Raw genomic sequence first — 26,251 nt, 5'->3', positions numbered from 1 at the left:
CGGCGGCTTCGGTGTCGATGCGGGCGATGACCTGGTCGCTCACCACGGTGCCGCCGTCGGCCACGACGATCTCGCCCAGCACGCCGGCGGAGGGCGCGGGCACTTCCAGGACGACCTTGTCGGTCTCGATCTCGATCAGGATCTCGTCCTGCGCCACGGCCTCACCGGCCTTCTTCTTCCATTGCAGCAGCGTGGCTTCGGCCACCGACTCGGACAGCTGCGGAACCTTGACTTCAACGATCGCCATTTGAATTTCTCTCGGAATTTGGTCTTGCCGGGGGTGCGCCCGGCCCACACGCGGCCGGGTTGCGGCCGGCCGCGCGTGCAATCGGGGTGCGGCGCGCCGCTTGGGCGCGCCGCGACTTCAGGGGGTCACTTGCTGAGCACGTAGCCCTTGAGCTTGGCGAAGGCCTGCTCCAGCAGCGACTTCTGCTGCTCCTGGTGCAGGTGCGCGTAGCCCACGGCCGGGGAGGCCGAGGAGGGACGGCCGGCGTAGCCCAGGCGCTGCCCTTCGCTCATGTTCTCGTGGATGTAGTGCTGGACGAAGAACCAGGAGCCCTGGTTCTGCGGCTCGTCCTGGCACCACACCACCTCGGCGAGGTTGGGGTACTTCTTGAGCTCGGCGGCGAAGGCCTTGTGCGGGAACGGGTAGAGCTGCTCGACGCGGATGATGGCCACGTCGGCGGCGCCCTTCTCTTCGCGCTTCTTGACCAGGTCGTAATAGACCTTGCCCGAGCACGCGATCACGCGCTTGACCTTGGCGGCGTCGATGTCGGCCTTGAGCTCGCCGATGACGGTGCGGAACTCGCCATTGGTGAACTCGTTGAGCGGCGAGGTCGCGTCCTTGTTACGCAGCAGCGACTTCGGGGTCATGATGACCAGCGGCTTGCGGAACTGGCGCACCATCTGGCGGCGCAGCAGGTGGAAGATCTGGCTGGCCGTGGTCGGCTGCACCACCTGCATGTTGTTGTCCGCCGACAACTGCATGAAGCGCTCCAGGCGGGCCGAGCTGTGCTCGGGACCCTGGCCCTCGTAGCCGTGCGGCAGCATCATCACCAGGCCGTTGGCGCGGCCCCACTTCACTTCGCCGGAGGCGATGAACTGGTCGATGACGACCTGCGCGCCGTTGGCGAAGTCGCCGAACTGGGCTTCCCAGATCACCAGCGTGTTGGGCTCGGAGCCGGCGTAGCCGTACTCGAAGCCCAGCACGGCCTCTTCGGAGAGGATGGAGTCGATGACGACGAACGGGGCTTGGTTGTCGGCCACGTTCTGCAGCGGCACGTAGGTGCCCTCGTCCCACTTCTCGCGCTTCTGGTCGTGGATGACGGCGTGGCGGTGCGTGAAGGTGCCACGGCCGCAGTCTTCGCCGGACAGGCGCACGGCATAGCCGGAAGCCACCAGCGAGGCGAAGGCCATGTGCTCGCCCATGCCCCAGTCCACGTTGGTGTCGCCGCGGCCCATGGAGGCGCGGTCGTCATACACCTTCTTGACCAGCGGGTGCAGGCTCAGGCTCTCGGGGAAGGTCGTGAGCCGCTCGGCCAGGCGCTTCCACTCGGTCAGCGGGATGGCGGTGTCGGCGGCGTCCGTCCACTTCTTGCCGATGAAGGGCGTCCAGTCGACCGCGTACTTGCTCTTGAAGTTGGTGAGCACCGGGTCCACGGTGTGGCGGCCGGCGTCCATGGCGGCGCGGTAGGCCTTGACCATGTCGTCGCCCAGCGTCTCGCCCAGGCCTTGGGCGGACAGCTTGTCGGCGTAGAGCTTGCGGGTGCCGGGATGCTGGGCGATCTTGCGGTACATCAGCGGCTGCGTGAGCGCCGGGGTGTCCTGCTCGTTGTGGCCCAGTTTGCGGAAGCAGATGATGTCCACCACGACGTCCTTGCGGAACGTCAGGCGGAACTCCAGCGCCAGCTGGGCGGCCAGCACCACGGCTTCGGGGTCGTCGCCGTTCACGTGCAGCACCGGGGCCTCGACCATCTTGACGACGTCGGTGCAGTACAGCGTGGAGCGCAGGTCGCGCGGGTCGGAGGTGGTGAAGCCGATCTGGTTGTTGATGATCAGGTGCACCGTGCCGCCGGTGGAGTAGCCGCGCGTCTCGGACAGCGCCAGCGTCTCCTGGTTCACGCCCTGGCCGCCGAAGGCGGAGTCGCCGTGCACCAGCACGGGCAGCACCTGGGCGCCCAGCTTGTCGCCGCGGCGGTCCATGCGCGCGCGCACCGAGCCCTCGACCACCGGGTTCACGATTTCCAGGTGCGAGGGGTTGAAGGCCAGGCTCAGGTGCACGGGGCCGCCGGGGGTGGCCACGTCGCTGGAGAAGCCCTGGTGGTACTTCACGTCACCGGCGGGCAGGTCTTCCGGCGCGGTGTGGTCGAACTCGGCGAACAGGTCCTTGGGCATCTTGCCCAGGGTGTTGACCAGCACGTTGAGGCGGCCGCGGTGGGCCATGCCGATCACGATTTCCTGCACGCCCTTCAGGCCGGCCTGCTGGATCAGCTCGTCCATGGCGGCGATGAAGCTCTCGCCGCCTTCCAGCGAGAAGCGCTTCTGGCCGACGTACTTGGTGTGCAGGTAGCGCTCCAGGCCCTCGGCCGCGGTCAGGCGGTCCAGGATGTGCTTCTTCTGCTCCACCGTCAGCGTCGGCTTGCTGCGGATGCTTTCGAGCTTCTGCTGCCACCAGCGCTTTTGCGCCTGGTCGGTGATGTGCATGAACTCCGCACCGACGGTGCTGCAATACGTCTCGCGCAGCGCCTGCACGATCTGCCGCAGCGTCATCTGCTCGGCGGTCGTGAAGTAGGTGTTCGTGGCGCTGAACGTGATGTCCATGTCGGACTCGCTCAGGTCGTAGAACGCCGGCTCCAGCTCGGGGATCCTGGGACGTTCCTGGCGCTTGAGCGGATCCAGGTCGGCCCAGCGCGAGCCCAGCGAGCGGTAGGCCGCGATCAGGCTCTGCACGTGGACCTGCTTGCGCGCGACGGCGAGGTCGGCGCTGCTGGTCTTGACGGCGAAGGCGTTGGACTTGGCGCGCTGAGCGAAGGATTCGATGACGGGCGCATGGGCCACGTCGGGACGCTCGCTGCCGTCCACGGCCGGGACGTTCTGCAGGGCGTCGAAATACTCACGCCAGTTCTCGGGCACGGAACCGGGGTTGTCGAGGTAAGCCTCGTAAAGCTCCTCGACGTAGGGCGCATTGCCCCCGAACAGGTACGAGTTCGACCTGTACTGCTGCATCATTTTTCGCTCACCTTTTGCCTCGTCCGCGAGGCTGTTGGCTGGTTAAAAACCTTCCGCGACACGGCTTGACCGGTTGGCGGATTGCGACCCGCCTTTACTTGGATTTCTCCTGAAAACCAGCAAAGGGGACGGGAAGGAACGACTTCGAACGTCAGACTGTACCATCCTGCACCCCAGGGGTGACACCAATCTGACGGCCGGGGAACTACGTATCGAAGCCCCATTGGAAACCTGTAGGCGCAACCACGCGGGCGGTGCAGGCATTGCAATAGCAGGCATTGGATGCCTGCTCAGTCACCGAATCAGCCGCCCCTCAAGCCCCCAGCACCCGTCGCCGTGCCGCCTCGTATTCCGCCTTGAGCTGCGCCACGCGCACCGCCGCCGGCACGACCTCGCGCACCACGCCAATGCCCTGCCCCGCGCCCCAGATGTCCTTCCACGCCTTGGCCAGGCCGGCGCCGAAGTTCATGGCGCTGGGGTCGCTTTGCGGCAGCGCGTCCGGGTCCAGGCCCGCGGCGGCAATGGAGCCGCGCAGGTAGTTGCCGTGCACGCCGGTGAACAGGTTCGTGTAGACGATGTCCGCCGCGCGCCCCTCCACGATGGCCTGCTTGTAGGCCGGCGCGGCGCGCGCCTCCTCGGTGGCGATGAAGGCCGAGCCCATGTAGGCGAGATCCGCCCCGCAGGCCTGCGCCGCCAGCACCGCGCCGCCGTGGGCAATGGCCCCGGACAGCGCCAGCGGCCCGTCGAACCACTGCCGTATCTCCTGCACCAGCGCGAACGGGTGGATGGTGCCGGCATGCCCGCCCGCACCCGCGGCCACGGCGATCAGCCCGTCGGCGCCCTTCTCCACCGCCTTGCGCGCGAAGCGGTCGTCGATGACGTCGTGCATCACGAGGCCGCCCCACGCGTGCACGGCCTGGTTGATCTCCTCGCGCGCGCCCAGCGAGCTGATGACCAGGGGCACGCGGTACTTGGCGCACAGCGCCATGTCGTGCTCCAGGCGGTCGTTGCTGCGGTGAACGATCTGGTTGATCGCAAACGGCGCGGCGGGCGACTCGGGGTGCGCCCGGTCGTGCGCAGCCAGCGCCTGGGTGATCTCGTCCAGCCACTCGTCGAGCTGCGACGCGGGCCGCGCATTGAGCGCCGGCATGGCGCCCACGATGCCCGCGCAGCACTGCGCGATCACGAGCTTGGGGTTGCTGATGATGAACAGCGGCGCGCCCATGACGGGCAGCGACAGGCGCGACAACAGGGGCGGCAGGGCCATCCGGTTCTCCCTTGTGTGTTGTGGCAACGGGCGTGGGCCGCTCAATACGCCGCCAGCGGCATGGCCGCCAGCGCGTCCGCGCCCTGCACGATGGCGTCGCGCCGCCCGGGCAGCGCGCCCAGCACGTGGTCGGCGAAGAAGCGCGCCGTGGCCACCTTGGCGCGCATGAACTCCACGTCCACGCCGTCCTTGAGGCGGTGCTCGGCCACCAGCAGCGCGCGCGCCATCTGCCAGCCCGCCACCAGCGCGCCGGCCAGCATCAGGTAGGGCACGGAGCCGGCGTAAACCGCGTTGGGGTTGGCCTTGCCCTGCGCCAGCACGAAATCCACCACGTCGTTGAAGGCCAGACGCGCGGCCGTGAGGCGGCGGTGCACGGCGCGGGCGTGGGCGCTGCCGCTGCCCGCGAGCTCGGCCTCCGTCGCCTCGATTTGCTGCGCGATCCAGCGCGCCGTCTGCCCGCCGTCGCGTTGCGTCTTGCGGCCCACCAGGTCGTTGGCCTGAATGGCGGTGGTGCCCTCGTAGATGGAGAGGATCTTGGCGTCGCGCAGGTACTGGGCCGCGCCCGTCTCCTCGATGAAGCCCATGCCGCCGTGCACCTGGATGCCCAGCGAGGCCACGTCCAGGCTCACCTCGGTGCAGTAGCCCTTCACCAGCGGGACGAGGTATTCGTAGAAGCGCCGGTGCGACTCGCGCTGGCCCGGGTCCACGTGGGCATGGGCGGCGTCGTGCGCGGCGGCGGCCATCAAGGCCAGGGCGCGCGAGCCCTCGGTCTGCGCGCGCATGGTCATGAGCATGCGCTGCACGTCGGGGTGGTGAATGATGGCCACGGCCTGCGCGGCGGAGCCGTCCACCGGGCGCGACTGCACGCGCTCGCGCGCGTAGGCCACGGCCTGCTGGTAGGCCCGCTCGGACAGCGCCACGCCCTGCACGCCCACCGCGTAGCGGGCGGCGTTCATCATGATGAACATGTACTCCAGGCCGCGGTTCTCCTCGCCCACGAGGTAGCCCACCGCCCCGTCCTTCTCGCCGTACTGCAGCACGGCGGTGGGGCTGGCCTTGATGCCCAGCTTGTGCTCGATGCTCACGCAATGCACGTCGTTGCGCACGGTGGCGGCACCCGCGGCGTCCGGCAGGAGCTTCGGGACGATGAAGAGGCTGATGCCCTTGACCCCCTCCGGCGCCCCCGCCACCCGCGCCAGCACCATGTGGACGATGTTGTCGGCCAGGTCGTGCTCGCCCCAGGTGATGTAGATCTTGGTGCCGAAGAGGCGGTAGCTGCCGTCGCCCTGCGGCTCGGCGCGGGTGCGCACCAGCGAGAGGTCCGAGCCCGCCTGCGGCTCGGTGAGGTTCATGGTGCCGGTCCAGCGGCCGTCGATCATGGGCGGGATGTAGGCCGCCTGCTGCTCGGCCGTGCCGGCCGTGAGCAGCGCCTCGATGGCGCCGTCGGTCAGCAGCGGGCACAGCGCGAAGCTCAGGTTGGCGCTGTTGACCATCTCGCTGCAGGCCGCGCCTATGAGCTTGGGCAGCCCCTGGCCGCCGAAGTCGGCCGGGTGCTGCAGCCCCTGCCAGCCGCCGGCCGCGTACTGCTTGAAGGCGTCCTTGAAGCCGGGCGTGCTGTGCACTTCACCCTGGTCCCAGCGGGCGGGGTTGCGGTCGCCCACGGCGTTCAGGGGTGCCAGCACCTCCTCGCAGAGCCTGGCGCACTCCTGCAGCACGGCTTGGGCGGTCTCGGGGCCGGCGTCCTCGAAGCCGGGCCAGCGGGCGATCTGGTCCAGCCGCGCCAGCTCGTTCATCACGAAGAGCTGGTCCTTGATCGGTGCCTGGTAGGCCATGGTGCTTGTCTCCTCTTGTTATGTCGTGATGGGGAAGAAAAAAGGGCGCCAGCGGCGCCCTTGGTCGGTGTCGGCTTACAGCGCCTGTACCAGCGCCGGTACGGCCTCGAACACGTCGGCCTCCAGCCCGTAGTCGGCCACGCTGAAGATGGGCGCCTCGGGGTCCTTGTTGATGGCCACGATGACCTTGGAGTCCTTCATGCCCGCCAGGTGTTGGATGGCGCCGGAGATGCCGCAGGCGATGTAGAGCGTCGGAGCAACGATCTTGCCCGTCTGGCCCACCTGCCAGTCGTTGGGGGCGTAACCGGCGTCCACCGCGGCGCGCGAGGCACCTAAAGCGGCGCCCAGCTTGTCGGCCAGGGGCGTGAGCACTTCGGTGAACTTCTCGGCCGAGCCGAGGGCACGGCCGCCCGACACGATGATCTTGGCGGCGGTCAGCTCGGGGCGATCCGACTTGGTCAGCTCGCGGCCGACGAAGGCGCTCTTGCCGCTGTCGGCCACGGCCGCCAGCGTTTCAACCACGGCGCTGCCGCCGGTGGCGGGCGCGGCGTCGAAGCCGGTGGTGCGCACGGTGGCCACCTTCACCGCGTCCGTGCTCTGCACGGTGGCGATGGCGTTGCCCGCGTAGATGGGACGCTCGAAGGTGTCGGCCGACAGCACCTTGGTGACGTCGCTGAGCTGCGCCACGTCCAGCTTGGCGGCCACGCGCGGCGCGGCGTTGCGGCCCGCGGCGGTGGACGGGAACAGGATGTGGCTGTAGTTGCCCGCCACGGCCAGCACCTGGGCCGCGACGTTCTCGGCGAGCTGCTTGCCCAGCGCGGGCGAATCGGCGTGCAGCACCTTGGCCACGCCCTGCACTTGGGCGGCGGCCTGGGCCACGGCGGCGGCGTTCTCGCCGGCCACCAGCACGTGCACCTCGCCGCCGCAGGCGGCCGCGGCGGTGACGGTGTTGAGGGTGGCGGCCTTCAGCGAGGCGTTGTCGTGTTCGGCAATGACGAGGGCAGCCATGTCAGATCACCTTGGCTTCGTTCTTGAGTTTGTCCACGAGGGTGGCCACGTCCGGCACCTTCACGCCCGCGCCGCGCTTGGGCGGCTCCTCGACCTTGACGGTCTTGAGGCGCGGCGTCACGTCCACGCCCAGGTCGGCCGGCTTGACCGTCTCCATGGGCTTCTTCTTGGCCTTCATGATGTTGGGCAGCGTCACGTAGCGCGGCTCGTTCAGGCGCAGGTCCGTGGTCACCACGGCCGGCAGCGAGACTTCCACCGTCTCCAGGCCGCCGTCCACTTCGCGCGTGACCTTGGCCTTGCCGTCGACCACTTCCACCTTGGAGGCGAAGGTGGCCTGCGGCAGGTCGGCGAGTGCTGCGAGCATCTGGCCGGTCTGGTTGCAGTCGTCATCGATGGCCTGCTTGCCCAGGATCACCAGGCCCGGCTGTTCCTTGTCGACCAGCGCCTTGAGGATCTTGGCCACGGCCAGCGGCTGCAGCTCGGCGTCGGTCTCGACCAGGATGGCGCGGTCCGCGCCGATGGCCAGGGCCGTGCGCAGCGTCTCCTGGCACTGGGTGACGCCGCAGGAGACGGCGATGATTTCCGTGGCGACGCCCTTTTCCTTCAGGCGCACGGCCTCTTCGACGGCGATTTCGTCGAAGGGGTTCATGCTCATCTTGACGCCGGCGAGGTCCATGCCCGTCCCGTCGGACTTCACCCGCACCTTTACGTTGTAGTCCACCACCCGCTTCACGGGCACCAGCAGCTTCATGTGCGCTCCTGTCTGAATGTTTGAGGCTTGACGGCGGATTTTAGAGTGGGCCTCGCACCGCGCCCGGGCGCAAGGGTGGGCACCGCTACACTGCCGCCGCCATGAACCCTGCTCCCCGCGCCGGCTGCTGCATCGGCGTCTTCGACTCCGGCGTCGGCGGCCTGTCGGTTTTGCCGGCGCTGCGCACGGCGCTGCCCGCCGCGCGGCTGCTCTACGTGGCCGACAGCGGCCACGCGCCCTACGGCGAGCGCACCGAGGCCTTCGTGGTCGAACGCGCCCTGCACATCGCGGCTTTTCTGCTTTCGCAAGGGGCGCAGATGCTGGTGGTGGCCTGCAACACGGCCACGGCCGCCGCGGTGGAAGCGCTGCGGCAAGCGCATGCCGAGACGCCCATCGTGGGCATAGAGCCGGGGGTGAAGCCGGCCGTGGCGCTCACGCGCAGCGGGCACGTGGGCGTGATGGCGACCACCGGGACGCTGTCCAGCCGCAAGTTCCAGCGCCTGCTGGCCGCGCAGCCCACGCACGCGGCCGTGCACCTGCAGGCCTGCCCGGGGCTGGCGCTGGCGATCGAGCGCGGCGATCTGCAATCGGCCGAGCTGCGCGAGGTGGTGCAGCGCCACAGCGCACCGCTGCGCGAAGCCGGCTGCGACGTGGTGGTGCTGGGCTGCACCCATTACCCCTTCGCCGCCCCGCTGATCCGCGAGGCTTTGCCGGGCGTGGCCCTGGTGGACACGGCCGAAGCCGTGGCGCGGCACACGGCCACGCTGGCGGCGCGGCTGGCGGATTCGCCCGGCGATTTGCCGCCGCTGCAGTTGTGGAGCAGCGGGGAGCCGCGGCAGCTCAGCGCGTTTGCGCGGCGCTGGCTGGGGTGGGACGTGGAGGCGAAGTCGTTGCCATAAGGCAATGGCTGGGCTGTGCCTGTAGGAGGCCCGCTGGCGGGCCGAATTGCCGCTCAAGCCGCGGCCGCCCCCTGCCCCCGCTGCAAATCCAGCGGTTTCAGCAGCACCAGCCCCAGGACGAAGAACAGCCCCGTGGCCGCGATCGCCAGCCGGTGGTTGCCGCCGGTGGCCCAGGTGACCAGCCCGTAGGTGACCGGTCCCGCGATGGCCGCCAGCCTGGTCGCCAGCGTCCACAAACCAAAAAACTCCGCCAGCCGCTGCGGCGGCGCGAGCAGCCCAACCAGCGCGCGCCCGGCCGATTGGCTGGAGCCCATGCACAGCCCCGCCAGCACGGCGGCGCACCAGAACAAGCCCGGCCCCGTGGCGGCCCAGGCCAGGAGGGTCATGGCGATCCAGCCCACCAGCGTCCAGCCCAGGGTGCGCTTGTGGCCGGCGCGGTCCTGCCAGTAGCCGAAGGCGAAAGCACCCAGGGCCGAGGCGATGTTCACGAGGAAGATCAGCGCCATGGTCTCCGTCTGCTTGAAGCCCAGCGCCTGCTCGGCGTAGACCGCCGCCAGCGCCACCACCACGGCAATGCCCGCCTGGTAGGCCACCGTGCAGGCCAGCAGCCGGCCGAAGTCCGGGTAGCGGCGCGTGGCCTGCCAGGAGCCGCGCAGGCGGCGCAGCGAGTCCAGCACCCCTGTGCCCCTGCCCGCGACGGGCTGCTGAGGCTGGGCCCGCTCGCGCAGCAGGATGAACGTCGCCAGCGAAGCGACGGCGTAGAGGACGCCCGTGATCGCCATGGTGACCGGGACGAACTGCTCGGCCCGCTGCCCTTGCGCCTGGGCCCACAGCACGTAGGCCAGGCTCAGGCCCAGGGTGAGCATGCCGCCGAAGTAGCCGAAGCTCCAGCCCCAGCCGGAGACGCGGCCCATGGCGTCGCGCCGGGCCAGCTCAGGCAGGAAGGCGGCGATCAGCGACTCACCGGCGCTGTAGAAGGCGTTGGAGACGAGCACCGCCGCCACGGCCAGTGCCACGTCGTCGCGCCCGCAGGCGGCAAGCATGGCGCAGCCCAGCACGCAGCCGGCCGTGGCGCAGGCCAGCAGCTTTTTCTTGGCGGCGTGCACGTCGCCCCAGGCGCCCAGGGCCGGCATGAGCAGGACGACCAGCGCGTTGGACGCCGCCAGCGTGAGCGTCCACGCCAGCGTGGCCCAGGCGGCGTTGCCGGCCACCACGCCGACGAAGTAGGCGTTGAACACGGCGGTGAGGACGACCGTCGTGTAGCCGGAGTTGGCGAAGTCGTACATGGCCCAGCCGAAAACCTCGCGTTTTTGGACGCCGGGGTTCAGGAGGGCTTGAGAAAACAAAGGCATGGCGCGGGCCGCGGCCGGCACCCGGCGTTTCAAACGCCTGGGCCGAAGCCGCGTTGCAGGGCTGGACGAGGCCGCGAGTGTGCCGCGCCCGCGCACCACTCGCGCAGGCGGCCCGGGCGCGCCATGGGCGGGCCCGGGCCGGAAAAGGCGATGGCTTTACTTGCTGGCGCCCGTGCCGCCGCTGGTGCCCATGCCTGTGGAGGTGCCCGAGCCCATGTCCGGCGTGGAGGCCGCACCGGACTGCGTGCCGGACTTGGCAGGCTTCTTGGCCGGTGCGGCGCCCTGGGCGGCCTTCTCTTCCACCGGCGGCTTGGCCGCCTTGTTGCCGCCGGCAGCGGTGCCGGAGGCGACGGGCTGCGCCGGGGCGGCGGCGCCTGCACCGGTGGTGGAGCCGGCGGTGCCCGTGGTGCTGCTTTGGGCCCAGGCGGTGGAGGCGAGGACGGCGGTAAGCGTCACGGCGCCCAGGCTTTTCGCCAGGCCGTTGAGGGAAATGCTCATGAGAAGTCTCCTCTTGTGCTGAAAGGGGCACGGGCTTTTGAAATCAGCCGCACATGCCTTGACGGCAGCGGGCAAGCCATGGTCCCGGGAGCAAAAGGAAAATGTTTTCTTTAAATATCAAGGCAGGCCATCGCGCCCAATGAAATTGAATAAATATATTAAAGATTCGATTAATTTTGAATTCTCAAAATAATTTAAAATTGGCACCAACGCCCAGAAAATTAAATAAATGACGTAACCCAACGTCAGGCGCCTCCCGGCGAACCGACTTGAAGAAGAATTTGATTTGGTGCCCGGGACGGGACTCGAACCCGTAAGCCGTTTTAGCGGCGGCGGATTTTAAGTCCGCTGCGTCTACCGATTTCGCCACCCGGGCGGGCTGCCGTGCGCTCTTGTCGGCACGGCTGGCAAGCCGCGCATTATCGCCGCAAGAAAGGGCCGTTCTTCAGGGGATGTTGAGCAGTTTGTGCGTCTGCAACCCCAATCGCCACTGCGGGTGCTCCAGGCAGTACTGAAGCGCGGCCTGCGTGTTGCGCTCGCGATCCGGGCCGTCCATGGGCTGCAGCACGAAGTGTTTGAAAGCCAGACCCTCGAAGCGCTCCGGCATCGCTTCCACCTGCGGAAACACCAGCTTCAGCTCGTCCCCGGCCGTCAGCGCCAGCGGGGCGTCGGCCTTGGGGCTCACGCAAATCCAGTCCAGGTCGGCCGGCGCGGGCTGCGTGCCGTTGGTTTCCACGGCGATCTCGAAACCCCGCGCGTGCAGCGCCGCTATCAGCGCCGCGTCCAGTTGCAGCAGCGGCTCGCCGCCGGTGCACACCACCAGCGGGCGGCCACCGCCCGGCCACTGCGCCGCCACGGCGTCGGCCAGCGCCGCGGCATCCGCGAACTTGCCGCCGCCGGCGCCGTCGGTACCGACGAAATCCGTGTCGCAGAAGCGGCACACGGCCGTGGCGCGGTCCTGCTCGCGGCCGCTCCACAGGTTGCAGCCGGCAAAGCGGCAGAACACCGCCGCGCGGCCGGCTTGGGCGCCCTCGCCTTGCAGCGTGTAGAAGATTTCCTTGACGGCGTAGCTCATGCGTTCGTCCCGCTGCGCCCGCCTCAGATGGGCAGCGACGGCGCCTCGGCGCCCAGGTACACGGTGGCGCCGCAGCCGGCCGTCTCGTGCAAGTCCACCCGGTTGACCTGCGGCAGGCGCTCGCGCGCCTGGCCCAGCACCCAGCGCGAGAGCGTCGCGGCGTCGCAGTCGGCCAGGTCGGCGCGCTCGTGCAGCGGGTGGTGGTCCAGCATGCGGAAGACGGGGTCGAACAGGCGCTTCACGTCGCCGAAGTCCAGCGTCCAGCCCATCACCTCGTCCAGCGGCGCTTCCAGGTGCAGGCGCAGCAGGTAGGTGTGGCCGTGCAGGCGGCGCAGCGGGCTGCCCTCGGGCGCGCGCTTCAACTGCAGCGCGCTGTCCAGGGTGAAATCCTTCCAGGTGCGCCAGTGGCGGCCGTCATGGCAGGCGCCGCAGGAGGCGGTCTCGAACACCGTCACGTTGGCCAGGCCCGGCAGCACGGGGGCCATGCGCGACCAGATCCAGCTGGAGAGCATTTCGCTGGTCGGGTTCTCCAGCCCGGCCAGCTCGTTCAGGCAGTTCATGTGCAACTGGAGCTGCACGGGCGCCCAGGCGGCATCGAGCTGCTCGTGCGTGGCGCCGTGGGCGTGGATGAGCGCCTCGAAGCCGTGGCCGTGCATGCGGCCGCACTTGTGGCCTTCCGGCACGTTGGGCAGGCGGTGCGCGGCATGGAAGGCGTAGCGGCGCCAGGCATGGGCGCGGCCGGCGCCGTCCAGGTCCACGCCGCGGTCGGCCATGCTTTGCACGCCCACTTCCAGCGGCAGGCCCATCTGGCCGCTGAACCAGCGCGCCAGGCGCTCGTCGCTGGGTTCGTCTATCACTTCGTTGAGCAGCCGGAAGTCCAGCATGGCGGCCACGTCGCGCAGCTCGTCGGACAGGCGCTGCACCTCGCCGCCAGGAAAGCCCGCCCAATCGCCGGGCAGCTCGCCGCGCACGCGCACCTGGAAACCATGGCCGTGCAGGTTGCGGGCGCGATGCGCGGGCGGGACGTTCACCAGTCGCCGCGCCGCCTCGAACCCGGCTGCCGCCGCGTGCCACACCGTCCCAACCATCACCATCGACTCCTTACCGCTCAAACATATGCACGCGCCGTCAGCGCGCAGGGCGCGGGAGTCTAAGTGCTGTGCGGCTTTCGCGACGGCCCGCGCCGCCAAGGCCCTGCACGCACAGCGGCGCGCCGTGCAGTCCGGCACGGCAGCACGCCGGCGGGCGGCGCTTCAGCGCGACGCCTGCTCGCGCCGCTCTATGAAAATGTCCCAGGCCGCCATGAAGAGCGCGGCAATGACGGGCCCCAGCACGAAGCCATTGAGCCCAAACACCGCCAGCCCGCCGAGCGTCGAGATCAGCACCAGGTAGTCGGGCATCTTGGTGTCCTTGCCCACCAGGATGGGCCGCAGCACGTTGTCCACCAGGCCGATCACGACCACGCCCCACACGATCAGGCCCACGCCCTTGAGCATCGCGCCCGTGACCATGAGGTAGACGGCCACCGGCCCCCACACCATGGCCGCGCCCACGGCCGGCAGCAGCGACAGCACCGCCATCACCACGCCCCACAGCAGCGCGCCGTGTATGCCCAGGAACCAGAAGGCCAGGCTGCCCAGGCCGCCCTGCACCACGGCCACGACGATGTTGCCCTTGACGGTGGCCCGTATCACCGCGGCAAAGCGCGAGAGCAGCTCGCGCTTGTCGTCCTCGGCCAGCGGGATGGCCTTGCGCACCCGCGCGGCCAGCGCGTTGCCGTCGCGCAGCAGGAAGAACAGCAGGTACAGCATCACGCCGAAGGCGATGACGAAGTTGAACGTGTCCTGGCCGAAGCTCACCGCGTGCGTGGCCAGCGTCTGCGTGGCCTGCGTCAGCCGCTGCCCCAGCACGGACTTGAGCCCGGCCAGGTCGGCCAGGCCAAAGCGCTCCAGCAGCCCCGTGAGCCAGGCCGGCAGCGCCGCATAAATCTGCTCGGCGTAGCGCGTGAAGTTGATGTCGCCGCTCTGCACGCGCTCCACCACCGACATGGCCTCCTGCACCAGCATGGAGCTGACGACGGCCAGCGGCAGGACGACGATGACCAGCACGATCAGCAGCGTCAGCAGCGACGCCACGTTGGCGCGCCCGCGCAGGTTCTTGCGAATGCGCCGCTGCACCGAGGCAAACAGGATGGCCGTCACCACGGCCCAGAACACCGCGCCGTAATAGGGCAGCAGGATCCAGCCGAAGGCCAGCGTGATGAGCACCAGCAGCCACAGCAGGCTGCGGTACTCCAGCGCGCTGCTGCGTGTGCGGTTGATCTCGAACTTCGCGGGGCGGGGAATCAGGGTGTCGTTTGGGCGGTCGTTCATGGGCAGGCGGCCGACTCAAGAGGCCGCGACCGCGCTTAGGCAAACGGTGCGCCCGCCCCTTTCACGGGCCCGCCTCCCATCACTCGTGCCGCAACGCCTCGATCGGATCCAGCCGCGCCGCGCGCCGGGCCGGGAAGTAGCCGAACAGCACCCCAATGCCCGCCGAGAACAGGAAGGCCAGCACGTTGATGGGCACGTCGAACTGGTAGGGCACGTCCATCAGCCGCGAGCCGGTGATGGAGAAGATGGCCGCCAGCACGATGCCCACCACGCCGCCGAGCGCCGCCAGCGCCACGGCCTCGATCAGGAACTGCAGCAGCACCTCGGCCTCCAGCGCGCCAATGGCCAGCCGCACGCCGATCTCGCGCGTGCGCTCGGTCACGCTCACCAGCATGATGTTCATGATCCCGATGCCGCCCACCAGCAGGCTCACCGCCGCCACGGCGCCCAGCAGCATCGTCATCACGCGCGTGGTGCTGGAGAAGGTCTGCGCGAGCTGCGCGGTGTCCAGCACGTTGAAGTTGTCCTCGTCGGCGGCGGCGAGCTTGCGGCGCTCGCGCAGCAGGTCGCGTATGCCGGCCTTCACGCGCTCGGCGTCGCTGCCCTCGGCCATGGAGATCAGGATGGTCTGCACCCGCGTGCTGCCCGTCACGCGGCGCTGCACGGTGGCCAGCGGCATGATCACCACGTCGTCCTGGTCGTTGCCCATGGCGCCCTGCCCCTTGGAGGCCAGCACGCCCACCACGTCGCAACTGAACTGCTTCACGCGCAGCCGCTGGCCCAGCACCGACGCGGCGTCGGCGGCGAACAGCTCGCGGCGCACGGTCTCGCCGATCAGGCACACGGCGGCGCCGGCCCGCTCCTCGGCCTCCTCGAAGCCGCGGCCCGCGCCAATCGTCCAGTTGTTGGTGAAGAAGTAGTCGCTGGTGGTGCCCGTGACGCTGGTGGCCCAGTTGCGGCCGTTGGCCACCACCGTCACGCCGGAGCGCACCTCGGGCGCCACCGCGGCCACGCCGCCGATCTGCGTGCGTATGGCCTGCACATCCTCCACGGTGAAGCTGGGCGCGCCGGCGCCGGAGGCGCCCGGGCCCAGGCGCTGGCCCGGCCGCACCATGAGCAAATTGGTGCCCAAGCTGGTGATCTGGTCCTGCACCGCCTGCGTGGCGCCCTTGCCCAGCGTCACCATGGTGATGACGGCGCTCACGCCGATGACGATGCCCAGGATGGTGAGAAAGCTGCGCAGCAGGTGGCGACGGATCTCGCGCAGCGCCAGCAGCAGGCTGTTCCAAAGCATCAGTGCGCCCCTCCCTGCGCGGCCACGGGCTGGGCGGCGGCGCCCTCGCCCGCCGGGTGCGGGTTGCGTTCGTCGCTGTCCACCAGCCCGTCCACGAAGCGGACGATGCGGCGCGCGTAGGCCGCCATGTCGCTCTCGTGCGTGACCATGAGCACGGTGATGCCGCGCTCGCTGTTGAGCCGCCACAGCAGCTCCATGATTTCGCGGCTGCGCTGTGTGTCCAGGTTGCCCGTGGGCTCGTCGGCCAGCAGCACCTTGGGGTGCGTGACCAGCGCGCGGGCGATGGCCACGCGCTGCTGCTGGCCGCCGGAGAGCTCGCCGGGCGTGTGCGTGGCCCATTGCGCCAGGCCCACGGTGTCCAGCGACTCCAGCGCCAGCCGCCGCCGCTCCTTGGCCGGCGTGCCGCGATAAAGCAAAGGCAACTCCACGTTCTCCAAGGCCGACGTGCGGGCCAGCAAATTAAAACCTTGGAAGACGAAGCCGAGCTGCTCGCGGCGCAGGCGGGCGCGCTGGTCGCGGCTCAGCTCGTGAACCGGCACGCCGCGGAAGAAGTACTGGCCGCTGGTGGGCACGTCCAGGCAGCCCAGCAGGTTCATCACCGTGCTCTTGCCGGAGCCGCTTGGGCCCATGACGGCGACGAACTCGCCCTCGGCAATGTCCAGGTCCACACCCTTGAGCGCCAGGAAGGCGGCCTGCCCCTGGCCATAGCGCTTGGTGATGCCGCGCAGCCGGATGAGCGGCATGCGCTCCGTGGTGGAGGCCGGCACGCCCGCCGCCGCGGGTGAAGCGGACGTGCTCATCGCGGCTTGCCGGAGCGCTGGTCCACGATCACGGGCACGCCGGCTCGGATGCCCTCGCCGCGCACCTCGGTGCGGCGGCCGTCGCTGGCGCCGGTGCTCACGGTCACGGCGGTTGGGCGGCCGTCCTGCAACAGCCACAAGGTCTTGGTGCCGCCACCGGTGGCGTCGCCGGCCTGCTTGCGCGCGCCGCGGGGCATGCGCGGCATGAGCACGCCGGCCACGCCGCCACCGCCGCCGGGACCGGCGCCGTCCTGCGGCGCGGCGGCCGAGGCCGGGGTGAAGCGCAGCGCCTGGTTGGACACCAGCAGCACGTTGCGGCGCGGGTCGCTGTGGATGGTGGCGGTGGCCGTCATGCCGGGACGCAGCGACAGGTCTTCGTTTTCCACCTCCAGCAGCGTCGGGTAGGTGACGACGTTGTCGGTGGTGGTGGAGCCGTAGGCCACGCGGGTGACGGTGGCCGGGTAGCGGCGCTGCGGCCAGGCGCTGACGCTGAAGTCGGCCTTCTGGCCCACCTGCAGCGAGCCCACGTCGGCCTCGTCCACGTTCACCTGCAGCCGCATGTGCTGCAGGTTCTCGGCCAGGGTGAACAGCGTCACGGCCTGCAGCGAGGCGGCCACGGCGTTGCCGGGGTCCACCGAGCGGGTGAGGATGACGCCGTCGATGGGCGCGCGTATCGACGTCTTGGCCAGGTTGGTTTCGTCGATGAGCACCTGCGCCTGCGCGTCCGTGACGGCGGCGCGGGCGGCCAAGAGGTCGGCCTGCGCGCGCTGCACGGTGGCGCGGGCGGTGTCCAGCTCGGATTGCGAGGGCACCTTGCCGCCGGACAGCCGCGCCACCTCCTCAAAGCGGCCCAACTGCGCCTGCGCCTCCTTGAGCGTGGCCTCCACCTGCGTCACCTTGGCGCGGTTGGAGGCCAGCGTCGCCCGCGAGCGCTCCAGTTGGCCCGCCAGGCGCGTCTGGTCCAGCTCGACCAGCACCTGCCCCTTCTTGACCTGGTCGTTCACGTCCACCAGCACGCGGGCGACGGTGCCCGACATTTCGGAGCCGATGTTGACGGTGCGCGTGGGCTGGAGGGTGCCGTTGGCGCTGACGCTGAGGTTCAGGTCACCTTGCGTCACCGGCTCGGTGACGTACACGGGCGTGGCGTCCTGCGCCTGGCGCGCGCGGTAGGCCATGCCGCCGGCCACGGCGGCGGCCAGCAGCGCGGCCGTGAGCCAGGGGGTCTTGCGGCGCCACCAGGCGCGCGGCTTGGCGTCGGGGCCCAGCAGCGCTTCGAGCTCGGGGGCGGTGTCTTTGGACTTCATGGCGTGGGTTCGATTCGAGGGCGGGCGGGCTCGGGGGCTTCAGGCACGGTGCGGCCGGCGGGCTGTGGTTCAGGGCGTGGCCGTCGCCGTCGAGGTGGCGTCCGGCTGCCAGCCGCCGCCCAGGGCCTTGTAGAGGCGCACATGGGCCACGGCGGCGTCGGCCTGCGCGCTGGCCAGGCTGTCCTGCAGGGCCAGCTGGGTGCGCTGGGTCTGCAGCACGGTCTGGAAGTCCACCAGGCCGCCGCCGTATTGCTGGGTGGCCAGCAGCGCGGCGTTGGAGGCGGCCTCGGCCGCGCGCGCGAGCGTGGCCTGGCGCTCGCGGCTGCTGCGCAGCTCCACGAGGGCGTCCTCCACCTCCTTGAGCGCATTGAGCGCCACGGACTGCAGCGTGGCCGCGGTCTGCTGCGCCGCGGCGTCCTGCGCGCGCACTTGGGCGTTGATGGCGCCGCCGTCAAACAGCGGCAGCGACAGGCTGGCCAGCAGCGAGCTGACCACGGCGCCGGGGCCGGTCAGGCCGCCCACGGTGAGCGCGCTCAGGCCCAGCGAGCCGCTGAGGTTGAAGCTGGGGTAGCGCGCCGCGTCGGCCTGCGTCACGCGGGCCAGCGCCGCCCGCACCCGCGCTTCGGCCGCGCGCACGTCGGGGCGCTGGCGCAGGGTGTCGGTGGGCAGGCTTTGTGCAAGCGCATCCGGGGCCTTGGGAATGGCCGCCAGGGGGGTGAGCTGCTCCGCTTGGGCTTCAGCCGGCGGGCGGCCGGTGAGCACGGCCAGGGCGCTGGCGTATTGAGCGATGGCGAGCTGCAGCGACGGAATCTGCGCCTGCGTCTGCTCGGCCGCGGCGCGGGCCTGCTCGGCCTCCAGCGAGGTGGCCAGGCCGGCCTGCAGCCGCCATTGCGCGATCTGGCTGGTTTCCTGCTGGCTGGCCAGGTTGGCCTGGGCGATGGCCAGCCGCGCCTGCAGGCCGCGCAGGGTGATGAGATCCACGGCGACCTCGGCCGCCAGCGACACCTGCACGTCGGCCAGCGACAGCGCGCTGGCGGCGGCGTCTTCTTCCGCCGCGGCCACGCCGGCGCGGGTGCGGCCGAAGAGGTCAGGCTCCCAGCCCGCATCGAAGCCGGCCTGGAACTGGTTGCTGCTCACGTTGCGGGCGCGGTTGCGCCCGGCCGACGCCGAGGTGCCGACGTTGGGAACCAGCCCCGCCGCCGCGAGGTCGCGCAGCGCGCGCGCCTGTCGCAGCGTCGCTTGCGCGGACGTGACCTGCGGACTGGCCTGCAACGCCTCTTGCACCAGGCCGGGCAGCAGCGGATCGCCGAACTGGGCCCACCAGGAGGCCGTGGCCGCCGGTGACGCCGCCCCACCGGCGTGCTGCTGCACGGCGGTGGTGGCGTCGGTGGGAAGGGACGCGGCGGCGGTATCGCCAGGCGGCCGGATGGCGGCGCAGCCGGAGAGCAGCGCCACCGCGGCCAGCACGGCGGCCCGCCGCAGCGCAGCGGAATGAATCACTGATTGCTTCACGTCTTGAAGTTTGACCTTCGCTTGTGACGCGGCCGCTGCGCCTCCTTTGCTGCAGCGTAAAGACGCTGCGGAGGGCCTTCGCGGCGCGGTGCGCCGGTTTGCAAGGGCAAGCCGGCGGCCCTGGCGACCCAGGGCAAAGCTCAGGGTGGGGCCGGCGGCAGGTATTTCCAGGCGCCGTTCTCGATGCGCACCATCACGCGCGCGCGCTGGTCCAGCCCAAGGTGGTCGCGCGGCGAGAGGCTGAAGATGCCGTGCGCGCCGGCCAGCTCGTGCGTGCCCTCCAGTGCCTCGCGCAGCGCAGCGCGGAAATCGGCGCTGCCCGGCTGGGCTTTCCTGAGCGCCACGGGCACGGCGGCGGCGACAAGTTGCCCGGCGTCCCAGGCATGGGCGCCGAAAGTGGAGACGCTGCCCTTGCCGTGCGCGGCCTCGTACAGCGCGACGTAGGCCAGGGCGCTCTTCTTGACCGGGTGCGTGGCGGGCAGCTGCTCGGCCACCAGCACGGGACCGGCCGGCAGCAGCGTGCCTTCCACGTCCTTGCCGCCCAGGCGGATGAAATCCTCGTTGGCCACGCCGTGCGTCTGGTAGATGCGGCCGGCGTAGCCGCGGTCGCGCAGCGCCTTTTGCGGCACCAGCGCCGGCAGGCCGGCCGCGCCTATCAGCACGGCGGCGGGCCTGGCCATCAGCATGCGCAGCACCTGGGACGCGACCTGGCTTTCGGTGCGCGCGTAGCGCTCGTTGGCCACGATCTTGATGCGCTTGAGCGCCGCGGCGCGGCTGAACTCCTGGAACCAGCCCTCGCCGTAGGCGTCGTTGAAACCGATGAAGGCCACGTTCTCCACGCCGTGGGCCGCCATGTGCTCGGCAATCGACAGCGACATGGCGATGTCGTTCTGCGCCGTCTTGAAGACCCAGCGCCGCTTGGCATCCATGGGCTCGACGATGCGGGCGCTGGCCGCCAGCGACACCATGGGCGTCTGCGTCTCGGCGGCCACGTCCATCATGGCCAGCGAGTTGGGCGCGGTGGTGGAGCCGATGAGCACGTCCACCTTGTGCTCGGCCACCAGGCGGCGCGCGTTGGCGGCGGCGGTGGCGGGGTCGGAGGCGTCGTCCAGGACGATGTAGTTGAGCTTGTGCCCGGCCACGGCCGTGGGCAGCAGCGCGACGGTGTTCATCTCCGGAACGCCCAGCGAGGCCGCCGGGCCGGTGATGGACAGCGTGACGCCCACGTTGACGTCGGCCCAAGCCGGCACCGCCACCACGGCCGGCAGCACGGCGGCCAGGGCGATCAAGCCAAGCTTCAAGGTTTTCATGGGCCATCCACTCCCGGCGCGAAACGGCATGCGCCGGATGCGGCACCCGGCTGTCCTGCTGGAGCGTGCATTGTGCTTGGGACGGTTTGGCCCAGGTCCGCAGCCGGGCCTTGAGGTTTCACCCCGGACCGGGAACGCAGGCCCTCGCCTGCTTGCGAACGTGCCCCGCACCACACACGGGCGTGGTGATTGCCGCAACGCAGCGAGGCTTTTGCTGCAGCGCACGCAGGCCTGCACGCCTGGTTTCGCCTCCATCTCGATGACGCCGTGTTCGGTTGCGGCCGATGGCTCAGCGCCCATGCGGGCACCTGTGTGGCGACCGCCTTTGCCGGCCTGCCGCAAAACGGCTCCCGGCGTACCGACCGAGCGGCGCGGTGGCGGAGCTGTCCCTGGAGCACTACACCAGCTCCGCTGGACGAGATGCCGGGGCTGCAGAAGCTGCATCTGCAAGGGCTGGACGAGCCCACATGCTGCATCCGCACTTCTTGGCGATGGTGGAGATGGCCGCGGCGCGGGGCATCCGGGTGTCGGCAAACATCCATCTCACGCTGCTGACGCTCGCGCGGGCGCAGCGCTGCGTGGATTCGGGCTGAGCGCGCTGTCGGTGTGGCTGGACAGCGTCAGTTGGGCATGCGGCTGAACCTGCCGCGGCTGCATACGCGGGCGGTGCGCACATCGAGCGGCCCGCGCTGTACCGAGGGATGTTCTGAAGCGGACCCGAAGCGCTCAAGCGCCACGGACGCCAAGGCATCAAGACACAGCGTGTCGAGAAGCTGAACCCAAAAAAGAAAAGCGGCCCACAAGGGGCCGCTGAAGATTGGGTTTATTTAGAGTTCTTTGGAGGCGCGGGGCGGAGTCGAACCGCCCTGGACGGATTTGCAATCCGCTGCATAACCGCTTTGCTACCGCGCCGCTGCATGAAAAAAGGAAGCCGGGGCTTCCTTTTCGGTATATGGAGCGGGAAACGAGACTCGAACTCGCGACCTCAACCTTGGCAAGGTTGCGCTCTACCAACTGAGCTATTCCCGCGTTGTCTTCACTTTACATTGCTGCTCAGCGAAGACTCGCAGTATAGACCAAATTTTTAGAATTGCGCAAGCACTTTTTTCAGTGCTTGATCGCTTCGCCAGTAGCCGCCGGAGCGGCCTCGGGCTTGGCGGCGTCCTTTGCCGGCAGTTCCTCGTCGGGCAGCGCTTCCGGAGCCGTTTCCAGGGCAACTTCGAGCACGCGGTCAATCCAGCGGACCGGGACGATCTCGAGCTGGTTCTTCACGTTCTCCGGGATGTCCTGGAGGTCCTTGACGTTTTCCTCGGGGATCAGCACGGTCTTGATGCCGCCGCGGTGTGCGGCCAGCAGCTTTTCCTTGAGTCCGCCGATGGCCGTCACCTCGCCGCGCAGCGTGATCTCGCCGGTCATCGCCACGTCCGCGCGCACCGGGATACCGGTGAGCGAGGAGACGAAGGCCGTCGTCATCGCGATGCCCGCGCTGGGACCGTCCTTGGGCGTGGCGCCGTCGGGCACGTGGATGTGGATGTCGCGCTTTTCGAACATCTCATCCTTGATGCCCAGACGGCGGGCACGCGAGCGCACCACTGAGCGTGCGGCTTCCACCGACTCCTTCATCACGTCGCCAAGCTGGCCGGTGCGGATGATGTTGCCCTTGCCGGGCATCACCACCGACTCGATGGTCAGCAGATCGCCGCCCACTTCCGTCCAGGCCAGGCCGACCACTTGGCCCACCTGGTTCTTCTTCTCGGCGCGGCCAAAGTCGTACTTGCGCACGCCCAGGAAGTCGTGGAGATTTTCCTCGGTCACGACGACCTTGCCTTCGTAGGTCCTGAGCAGCAGGCCCTTGACCACCTTGCGGCAGATCTTGGAGACCTCGCGCTCCAGCGAACGCACGCCGGCTTCACGCGTGTAGTAGCGCACGATGCCGCGCAGGGCGCTTTCCGTGACTTCCATCTCTTCATCGCGCACGCCGTTGTTCTTCTGCTGCTTGGGCAGCAGGTAGCGGCGGGCGATGTTGAGCTTCTCGTCCTCGGTGTAGCCCGACAGGCGAATCACTTCCATGCGATCCAGCAGCGCGGGCGGGATGTTCATGGAGTTGGAGGTCGCCACGAACATCACGTCCGAAAGGTCGAAGTCGACCTCGACGTAGTGGTCGCTGAAGGTGTGGTTCTGCTCGGGGTCCAGCACTTCCAGCAGGGCCGACGACGGGTCGCCGCGGAAATCCATGCCCAGCTTGTCGATCTCGTCGAGCAGGAACAGCGGATTGCGCGTGCCGACCTTGGTCAGGCTCTGCAGCACCTTGCCCGGCATGGAGCCGATGTAGGTACGGCGGTGGCCGCGGATCTCGGCTTCGTCACGCACGCCGCCCAGCGCCATGCGAACGAACTTGCGACCCGTGGCGCGGGCCACGCTCTGGCCCAGCGAGGTCTTGCCAACGCCCGGGGGGCCGACCAGGCACAGGATGGGCGCCTTGACCTTGTCCACGCGCTGCTGCACCGCGAGGTATTCGAGGATGCGGTCCTTGACCTTCTCCAGGCCGTAGTGGTCCTCGTTGAGCACCTCCTCGGCATGTGCCAGGTCGTGCTTGATCTTGGTCTTCTTGGCCCAGGGCAGGTTGATCAGCGTGTCGATGTAGTTGCGCACCACGGTGGCCTCGGCCGACATGGGCGACATGAGCTTGAGCTTCTTGACCTCGCTGTCGGCCTTCTTGCGGGCCTCCTTGGGCATCTTGGCCGCGATGACCTTCTTCTCCAGCTCCTCGATGTCGGCACCTTCCTCGCCGTCGCCGAGTTCCTTCTGGATGGCCTTGACCTGCTCGTTGAGGTAGTACTCGCGCTGGCTCTTCTCCATCTGGCGCTTGACGCGGCCGCGGATGCGCTTTTCCACCTGCAGGATGTCGACCTCGTGCTCCAGCAGCTCCAGCAGCTTCTCCAGCCGCTTGTCCACTTCGTGCAGGTCCAGCACCGACTGCTTGGCTTCGAGCTTGAGCGGCAGGTGCGCGGCGATGGTGTCGGCCAGGCGGCCGGCGTCGTCGATGCCCGCGATGGAGGTCAGGATCTCCGGCGGGATCTTCTTGTTGAGCTTGACGTACTGGTCGAACTGCTGCGTCACGGCACGGCGCAGGGCTTCGACTTCAGGCTTGGTGTCGGTTTCCGGCGGAATGGGGCTGACCTCGGCCACGAAGTGGTCGCCGTTGTCGGTGATTTCCGTGGTCGTGGCGCGCTGCGTGCCCTCGACCAGCACCTTCACCGTGCCGTCAGGCAGCTTGAGCATCTGCAGGATGCTGGAGACGCAGCCGATCTGGAACATGTCGTCCGCCTTCGGCTCGTCCTTGCCGGCAGCCTTCTGCGCCACCAGCATGATCTGACGCCCAGCCTCCATGGCCGCTTCCAGCGCCTTGATCGACTTGGGCCGCCCCACGAACAGCGGGATCACCATGTGGGGAAACACCACGACATCGCGCAGCGGCAGCAGCGGCAGCGTGGTCGAGTCGGCGGGCAATACAGGATGTCCTGACATGGGTTCCTCTCTTTCTCCGGCCCACATGGGGCCCGAGCATTGATTTACAAGCGGGAACGGCCGCCGCCGTGTCTGGAAAAAAGCGTCGTGAGAGCTGTCTCAGGCACTGGCCTTTTGCTCGCGGTACACGAGCAGCGGCTTGGCGCCCTCTTCAATGTTGTGTTCATCGACCACGACCTTGGCCACGCCGTCCAGCGTGGGCAAGTCGAACATGGTGTCAATGAGCGCGTGCTCCATGATGGAACGCAGGCCGCGCGCGCCGGTCTTGCGCGCCAATGCCTTGCGTGCAATGGCCGACAGCGCCGAGGGGCGGATTTCCAGCTCCACACCGTCCATGCCGAACAGACGCTGGTACTGCTTGAGCAGTGCGTTCTTGGGCTCGGTGAGGATCTGCACCAGTGCGTCCTCGGTCAGCTCGCCCAACGTGGCGACCACGGGCAGGCGGCCCACCAGTTCGGGAATCAAGCCGAACTTGATCAGGTCTTCCGGCTCGGCTTCGCGGAACAGGTCGGAGACCCGCTTCTCGCTCTTGCTGTGCACGGTGGCGGCGAAGCCGATGCCGGACTTCTCGGTGCGGTTCTGGATCACCTTCTCCAGCCCGTCGAAGGCGCCGCCGCAGATGAACAGGATGTTGGTCGTGTCGATCTGCAGGAAGTCCTGGTTCGGATGCTTGCGCCCACCCTGCGGCGGCACGCTGGCCATGGTGCCTTCCACGAGCTTGAGCAGCGCCTGCTGCACGCCCTCGCCCGAAACGTCGCGGGTGATGCTGGGGTTGTCGGCCTTGCGGCTGATCTTGTCGATCTCGTCGATGTAGACGATGCCGCGCTGCGCACGCTCGACGTCGTAATTGCAGTTCTGCAGCAGCTTCTGAATGATGTTTTCGACGTCCTCGCCCACGTAGCCCGCCTCGGTGAGCGTGGTGGCGTCAGCGATGACGAAGGGCACGTTCAGCAGCCGCGCCAGCGTCTGCGCCAGCAGCGTCTTGCCCGAGCCGGTCGGGCCAATGAGCAGGATGTTGCTCTTGCTGAGCTCCACCTCCTCCTTGCCGCTGCCCATGTGCTTCAGGCGCTTGTAGTGGTTGTAGACCGCCACGGCCAGCGTGCGCTTGGCCACTTCCTGGCCAATCACGTATTGGTCAAGGCTGGTCTTGATTTCGCCCGGCGTAGGCAGGTCGGACTTCGCGGACTTGGCGGCGCCTTCGGGCGGCACCTCGTCGCGGATGATGTCATTGCACAGCTCGATGCACTCGTCGCAGATGAACACCGAGGGGCCGGCAATGAGCTTCTTTACCTCGTGCTGGCTCTTGCCGCAGAACGAGCAATACAGCACCTTTTCGCTTGAAGCGCCTTTTTTGTCGGCCATGGAATTGAGGGTCGCAAATGCGCGTTGGGGGGTCGGGACAATGATAGTGCAATGAGAAACGGGGCTCCCCGTGTGCGGAGAGCCCCGTCGCCCAAGGTGCTTAAGAAGACACGCCGCACGCCCTTGTCTCTCTGTCGAGGGACGTGCCGCGTGCCCGCTCAGGGCCGGCGATCAATAACCTGATCAATCAGCCCATAACCCTTGGCTTCGGCGGCGGACATGAAGTAGTCGCGCTCGGTGTCGGCCTGGATTTTTTCGAGCGGCTGGCCGGTGCGCTCGGCCAGGATGCGGTTGAGCTGCTCGCGGGTTTTGAGGATTTCACGGGCGTGGATCTCAATGTCCGTGGCTTGGCCCTGCGCGCCGCCCAGCGGCTGGTGGATCATGACCTTGGAGTTGGGCAGCGAGAAGCGCTTGCCCTTGGCACCGGCGGCCAGCAGGAAGGCGCCCATGCTGGCGGCAATACCCATACAAAGTGTCGAAACGTCCGGCTTGATGAACTGCATCGTGTCGTAGATCGACATGCCCGCGCTCACGCTGCCGCCAGGCGAGTTGATGTAGAGCGAGATGTCCTTGTCAGGGTTCTCGCTTTCCAGGAACAGCAGCTGCGCCACCACCAGGTTGGCCGTTTGGTCATTCACCGGCCCCACCAGGAAGATCACGCGCTCGCGCAGCATCCGGCTGTAGATGTCGTAAGACCGCTCGCCGCGACCCGACTGTTCGATGACGATGGGCACCATGCCCAGATTGTTCGTATCCAGCGCACTCATGAGGATTGTCCTTACAGGGGAGGTTCCGCGACGATTATGTCGCGAAGAAAACAAGGGCGCCGGCCTTGCGGCGCGGCGCCCTGCGGCCCTCT

The 26,251-nt window shown here is 68.7% G+C and carries 21 protein-coding genes and 3 tRNA genes; 2 read left to right on the top strand and 22 right to left on the bottom strand.

Annotated features, from left to right (window positions below; genetic code table 11):
• The 6 genes from SM757_RS23760 to SM757_RS23735 all read right to left on the bottom strand — a co-directional run.
• Positions 1–247 (bottom strand): biotin/lipoyl-containing protein (locus SM757_RS23760; protein WP_322467292.1); only part of this gene is annotated, 247 nt, incomplete at its 3' end.
• A 125-nt stretch (positions 248–372) separates the two neighbouring features.
• Positions 373–3,228 carry a 2-oxoglutarate dehydrogenase E1 component gene (locus SM757_RS23755; RefSeq protein ID WP_066342477.1) on the bottom strand — a complete coding sequence of 952 codons (2,856 nt, stop codon included), beginning with the start codon at positions 3,226–3,228 and terminating at the stop codon, positions 373–375.
• A 313-nt stretch (positions 3,229–3,541) separates the two neighbouring features.
• The gene (locus tag SM757_RS23750; RefSeq protein ID WP_322467291.1) at positions 3,542–4,495 is read right to left on the bottom strand and encodes an NAD(P)H-dependent flavin oxidoreductase; all 954 of its coding nucleotides are present in this window, start codon (positions 4,493–4,495) and stop codon (positions 3,542–3,544) included.
• A 41-nt stretch (positions 4,496–4,536) separates the two neighbouring features.
• The gene (locus tag SM757_RS23745) at positions 4,537–6,327 is read right to left on the bottom strand and encodes an acyl-CoA dehydrogenase (protein ID WP_322467290.1); all 1,791 of its coding nucleotides are present in this window, start codon (positions 6,325–6,327) and stop codon (positions 4,537–4,539) included.
• Between the two features lie 75 nt (positions 6,328–6,402).
• On the bottom strand, positions 6,403–7,335 hold the full coding sequence (locus SM757_RS23740; protein WP_322467289.1) for an electron transfer flavoprotein subunit alpha/FixB family protein: 933 nt from the start codon (positions 7,333–7,335) through the stop codon (positions 6,403–6,405).
• A 1-nt stretch (position 7,336) separates the two neighbouring features.
• Positions 7,337–8,086 (bottom strand): electron transfer flavoprotein subunit beta/FixA family protein, encoded by a 750-nt coding sequence (locus SM757_RS23735; RefSeq protein WP_322467288.1) that lies wholly within the window; start codon positions 8,084–8,086, stop codon positions 7,337–7,339.
• A gap of 101 nt (positions 8,087–8,187) precedes the next feature.
• On the opposite strand from SM757_RS23735, the gene murI reads away from it, so the two are divergent.
• Positions 8,188–8,985, top strand: coding sequence for a glutamate racemase (gene murI, locus SM757_RS23730; RefSeq protein WP_066333753.1), 798 nt, complete (start codon positions 8,188–8,190; stop codon positions 8,983–8,985).
• Positions 8,986–9,038: 53 nt separating this feature from the next.
• Here the strand turns inward: murI and SM757_RS23725 are convergent, their stop codons facing one another.
• The 11 genes from SM757_RS23725 to SM757_RS23675 all read right to left on the bottom strand — a co-directional run bounded on the left by SM757_RS23725 (position 9,039) and on the right by SM757_RS23675 (position 20,502).
• Complete coding sequence (locus SM757_RS23725; protein ID WP_322467287.1) at positions 9,039–10,337, bottom strand: MFS transporter; 1,299 nt, start codon at positions 10,335–10,337, stop codon at positions 9,039–9,041.
• 156 nt (positions 10,338–10,493) lie between these two features.
• Entirely contained in the window at positions 10,494–10,835 is a 342-nt protein-coding gene (locus SM757_RS23720) for a hypothetical protein (RefSeq protein ID WP_322467286.1), read from the bottom strand.
• Positions 10,836–11,122: 287 nt separating this feature from the next.
• Positions 11,123–11,211: transfer RNA gene (locus SM757_RS23715), tRNA-Leu, on the bottom strand.
• Positions 11,212–11,280: 69 nt separating this feature from the next.
• Positions 11,281–11,910: a 7-carboxy-7-deazaguanine synthase gene (gene queE, locus SM757_RS23710; protein WP_322467285.1), complete on the bottom strand. Its 630-nt coding sequence runs from the start codon at positions 11,908–11,910 to the stop codon at positions 11,281–11,283.
• 23 nt (positions 11,911–11,933) lie between these two features.
• Positions 11,934–12,998: a 6-carboxytetrahydropterin synthase gene (locus SM757_RS23705; protein ID WP_322467284.1), complete on the bottom strand. Its 1,065-nt coding sequence runs from the start codon at positions 12,996–12,998 to the stop codon at positions 11,934–11,936.
• 165 nt (positions 12,999–13,163) lie between these two features.
• The gene (locus SM757_RS23700) at positions 13,164–14,282 is read right to left on the bottom strand and encodes an AI-2E family transporter (protein ID WP_322467283.1); all 1,119 of its coding nucleotides are present in this window, start codon (positions 14,280–14,282) and stop codon (positions 13,164–13,166) included.
• A 79-nt stretch (positions 14,283–14,361) separates the two neighbouring features.
• The gene (locus SM757_RS23695) at positions 14,362–15,576 is read right to left on the bottom strand and encodes an ABC transporter permease (RefSeq protein WP_322467282.1); all 1,215 of its coding nucleotides are present in this window, start codon (positions 15,574–15,576) and stop codon (positions 14,362–14,364) included.
• Entirely contained in the window at positions 15,576–16,376 is an 801-nt protein-coding gene (locus SM757_RS23690) for an ABC transporter ATP-binding protein (RefSeq protein ID WP_407655799.1), read from the bottom strand. Before SM757_RS23690 ends, SM757_RS23695 begins: the two co-directional genes overlap by 1 nt.
• On the bottom strand, positions 16,373–17,680 hold the full coding sequence (locus SM757_RS23685; RefSeq protein WP_322467281.1) for an efflux RND transporter periplasmic adaptor subunit: 1,308 nt from the start codon (positions 17,678–17,680) through the stop codon (positions 16,373–16,375). The genes SM757_RS23690 and SM757_RS23685 overlap by 4 nt, the downstream gene beginning before the upstream one ends.
• A gap of 69 nt (positions 17,681–17,749) precedes the next feature.
• A complete protein-coding gene (locus SM757_RS23680) occupies positions 17,750–19,180 on the bottom strand; it encodes an efflux transporter outer membrane subunit (RefSeq protein WP_322467280.1) in 1,431 nt (476 codons plus the stop codon).
• Between the two features lie 152 nt (positions 19,181–19,332).
• Positions 19,333–20,502 (bottom strand): ABC transporter substrate-binding protein, encoded by a 1,170-nt coding sequence (locus tag SM757_RS23675; protein WP_322467279.1) that lies wholly within the window; start codon positions 20,500–20,502, stop codon positions 19,333–19,335.
• A gap of 467 nt (positions 20,503–20,969) precedes the next feature.
• Here SM757_RS23675 and SM757_RS23670 point away from each other — a divergent pair, with 467 nt between their 5' ends.
• Positions 20,970–21,095: a hypothetical protein gene (locus SM757_RS23670; RefSeq protein WP_322467278.1), complete on the top strand. Its 126-nt coding sequence runs from the start codon at positions 20,970–20,972 to the stop codon at positions 21,093–21,095.
• A 245-nt stretch (positions 21,096–21,340) separates the two neighbouring features.
• Here the strand turns inward: SM757_RS23670 and SM757_RS23665 are convergent.
• From SM757_RS23665 to clpP, 5 genes are all read right to left on the bottom strand, one after another.
• Positions 21,341–21,414: transfer RNA gene (locus SM757_RS23665), tRNA-Cys, on the bottom strand.
• Positions 21,415–21,455: 41 nt separating this feature from the next.
• Positions 21,456–21,531: transfer RNA gene (locus SM757_RS23660), tRNA-Gly, on the bottom strand.
• A 78-nt stretch (positions 21,532–21,609) separates the two neighbouring features.
• Positions 21,610–24,030: an endopeptidase La gene (gene lon / locus SM757_RS23655; protein WP_322467277.1), complete on the bottom strand. Its 2,421-nt coding sequence runs from the start codon at positions 24,028–24,030 to the stop codon at positions 21,610–21,612.
• Between the two features lie 99 nt (positions 24,031–24,129).
• Complete coding sequence (gene clpX / locus SM757_RS23650) at positions 24,130–25,392, bottom strand: ATP-dependent Clp protease ATP-binding subunit ClpX (protein ID WP_066333781.1); 1,263 nt, start codon at positions 25,390–25,392, stop codon at positions 24,130–24,132.
• 158 nt (positions 25,393–25,550) lie between these two features.
• Positions 25,551–26,159, bottom strand: a complete 609-nt coding sequence (gene clpP / locus SM757_RS23645) for an ATP-dependent Clp endopeptidase proteolytic subunit ClpP (RefSeq protein ID WP_066333782.1) — start codon at positions 26,157–26,159, stop codon at positions 25,551–25,553.
• Between the last annotated feature and the right edge of the window lie 92 nt (positions 26,160–26,251).

The sequence above is a fragment of the Azohydromonas lata genome, assembly GCF_034427735.1.
Lineage (GTDB): Bacteria > Pseudomonadota > Gammaproteobacteria > Burkholderiales > Burkholderiaceae_C > Azohydromonas > Azohydromonas lata.
This window is presented reverse-complemented; position numbering and strand designations above follow the sequence as displayed.

What these genes read in the sequence shown, in the direction of transcription:
- SM757_RS23725 (WP_322467287.1), bottom strand. Translation starts at nt 10,337, where the DNA reads ATGCCTTTGTTTTCTCAAGCCCTCCTGAACCCCGGCGTCCAAAAACGC.
- SM757_RS23685 (WP_322467281.1), bottom strand. Translation starts at nt 17,680, where the DNA reads ATGAAGTCCAAAGACACCGCCCCCGAGCTCGAAGCGCTGCTGGGCCCC.
- clpX (WP_066333781.1), bottom strand. Translation starts at nt 25,392, where the DNA reads ATGGCCGACAAAAAAGGCGCTTCAAGCGAAAAGGTGCTGTATTGCTCG.
- SM757_RS23670 (WP_322467278.1), top strand. Translation starts at nt 20,970, where the DNA reads ATGCTGCATCCGCACTTCTTGGCGATGGTGGAGATGGCCGCGGCGCGG.
- clpP (WP_066333782.1), bottom strand. Translation starts at nt 26,159, where the DNA reads ATGAGTGCGCTGGATACGAACAATCTGGGCATGGTGCCCATCGTCATC.
- SM757_RS23705 (WP_322467284.1), bottom strand. Translation starts at nt 12,998, where the DNA reads ATGGTTGGGACGGTGTGGCACGCGGCGGCAGCCGGGTTCGAGGCGGCG.
- SM757_RS23750 (WP_322467291.1), bottom strand. Translation starts at nt 4,495, where the DNA reads ATGGCCCTGCCGCCCCTGTTGTCGCGCCTGTCGCTGCCCGTCATGGGC.
- SM757_RS23700 (WP_322467283.1), bottom strand. Translation starts at nt 14,282, where the DNA reads ATGAACGACCGCCCAAACGACACCCTGATTCCCCGCCCCGCGAAGTTC.
- SM757_RS23695 (WP_322467282.1), bottom strand. Translation starts at nt 15,576, where the DNA reads ATGCTTTGGAACAGCCTGCTGCTGGCGCTGCGCGAGATCCGTCGCCAC.
- SM757_RS23755 (WP_066342477.1), bottom strand. Translation starts at nt 3,228, where the DNA reads ATGATGCAGCAGTACAGGTCGAACTCGTACCTGTTCGGGGGCAATGCG.
- SM757_RS23675 (WP_322467279.1), bottom strand. Translation starts at nt 20,502, where the DNA reads ATGAAAACCTTGAAGCTTGGCTTGATCGCCCTGGCCGCCGTGCTGCCG.
- SM757_RS23720 (WP_322467286.1), bottom strand. Translation starts at nt 10,835, where the DNA reads ATGAGCATTTCCCTCAACGGCCTGGCGAAAAGCCTGGGCGCCGTGACG.
- SM757_RS23735 (WP_322467288.1), bottom strand. Translation starts at nt 8,086, where the DNA reads ATGAAGCTGCTGGTGCCCGTGAAGCGGGTGGTGGACTACAACGTAAAG.
- lon (WP_322467277.1), bottom strand. Translation starts at nt 24,030, where the DNA reads ATGTCAGGACATCCTGTATTGCCCGCCGACTCGACCACGCTGCCGCTG.
- SM757_RS23740 (WP_322467289.1), bottom strand. Translation starts at nt 7,335, where the DNA reads ATGGCTGCCCTCGTCATTGCCGAACACGACAACGCCTCGCTGAAGGCC.
- SM757_RS23745 (WP_322467290.1), bottom strand. Translation starts at nt 6,327, where the DNA reads ATGGCCTACCAGGCACCGATCAAGGACCAGCTCTTCGTGATGAACGAG.
- SM757_RS23690 (WP_407655799.1), bottom strand. Translation starts at nt 16,376, where the DNA reads ATGAGCACGTCCGCTTCACCCGCGGCGGCGGGCGTGCCGGCCTCCACC.
- murI (WP_066333753.1), top strand. Translation starts at nt 8,188, where the DNA reads ATGAACCCTGCTCCCCGCGCCGGCTGCTGCATCGGCGTCTTCGACTCC.
- queE (WP_322467285.1), bottom strand. Translation starts at nt 11,910, where the DNA reads ATGAGCTACGCCGTCAAGGAAATCTTCTACACGCTGCAAGGCGAGGGC.